At 65.0% G+C, this 1,802-nt stretch carries 1 pseudogene; it reads right to left on the bottom strand.

Annotated elements, in window-relative coordinates:
• Window positions 1-1,802 (bottom strand): annotated as a pseudogene (locus ACFLIT_RS17810) (hypothetical protein); the annotation flags it as partial.

The raw sequence follows: 1,802 nt of genomic DNA, 5'->3' as shown, positions 1-1,802 counted from the left end.
GTTGGTCAGGGCCACGTCCGCCAGCCGGGTCTCGGCGGCGGTGTTCTCCGCCACGCCCTGCAGATTGCTGACCTGCACCCCGACCGGCGGCGCCGGCTGCAGAAGCTGCGCAAGCGTGAACGTCCCGTCCAGAAACTGGAACATCTCAACGTCGCTGACGATATCAGAACCATCGTCGCCGGAGGTGGCGGTGACGCGAACGCCGGTGCTGCTCAGGCTTTCGACGTTGTAGTTCGACCTCAGGCCGCTGAACACGGCGGTGTCGAAGCCGGCGCCCCCTTCGACGCGGTCATCGCCCGCGCCACCAGTCAGGACGTCGTCGCCCGCGGCGCCCACCAAGCGATCCGCGCCGCCGGCGCCGTCCAAGGTGTCGGCGCCGTCGAGCCCGACGAGAACATCGTCAAAAGCCCCGCCGCGCAGGAAGTCGGCGCCCGAACCGGCTTTGAAGAAGATGCGGTCGACGCCGACCAGCTGCGTGCCGTCGCTGAGAGTCTGGCTATGGATCGACAGATCGACATTGAAAGCCGTCGTCGCCGTTCCGCGGTCGTAGGCCGAGGCGATCGGCGCGGCGACAAACTCTAGGATGCGGTTCAGCTTCGGGGCCGCCTTATGGAAATAGGCGTCGTTGGCCAGATAGACATGGTCGCCGTCGACATAGATGCCTTCAACGGCGTTGGCCTCGGGCACCACATAGCGCCCCAGAAGTTCGCCCGTGGCGACATCGCGCTTGTCGACCTTCCCGGCCTGATTGTTTTCGCCGTAGGTGATGTAGAGCGTGCCCTGCGCCCCCTCGGCCGGGTCGAAGTAGATGTGATCGGGGATGACCCCGACATCGAGGCTCTTGATCAGGTCGCCGGTCTCATAGGAACGCCAGCGGACCACCGTCGAGTTGGGGGCGTTGTTGTCGGCGCCGATGACATAGGCGTCCAACAGGCTGTCGTAGGTGAGGGCGTTCGGCGACACGTCCGTGGTCAGGAACTTCACGAACTCGCCGGTCGTGGCGTCATAGACCCGGATCTTGCTTTCGCTCAGCGAGGCGACCAGCAACTCATTACTTTCCGGACGGAATGTCAGCCCCTGGACCGCTCGGATCGTGGCCGGTCCGAAGATAATCTCGCCGATCTTGGTCTCTCTATCCGCCGCCAGATGCACGAGCGACGGGGTGTAGGTGTTGTCATCTTCCTCGGCCTGTCCCTCATTGGCCGCCCACCAGGTGCCATCCGGCGCCCGCACCAGCCCCGTGATGGTGAACCCTGTGCCGGGTGTGGCGCCTCGGCCATCCGGCATGTTGGTGGCCGAGATCAACTGCATGGAGGCGTTGGTGCTGCCCCAATAGACGGCGCTGGCGGAATCTCCGCCGACGGCGCGGTCGCCGTCAGCGAACCGGAAGGTCTCGAAACCGCTGACCACATCCACGCCGCCGGGACCGGTCACGCGATATTGGCCCGTACTCAGGTTGACGATGGTGTAGTCGGAATAGGCTCCGGAGAAGACAGCGATGTCATAGCCCGTCGAGCCCATGAGGCTGTCATTACCGTCGGCGCCCCCGATAATGTCATCGCCGTCGCCGCCGTTGAGGGTGTCGTTCAAGGCCCCGCCGATCAGGGTGTCGTTCCCAAGGCCAGCCGTGAAGTTCACCACCTCGACGTTGACCATGAACGCGCCGCCGCCCAGGTCCTGCAACACCGTGGTGTCGGTGAGGTCGAGGTGCATGGATACGTTCGCGGTCAGGAAGTCGGCGACCACCCGGTCTGTGCCGGCCCCGCCGTCGAAGTAATCCGGCCCGGTGCCGCGCTTGGTCT

Source organism: Caulobacter sp. HJHS_5, assembly GCF_056683955.1.
This window is presented reverse-complemented; position numbering and strand designations above follow the sequence as displayed.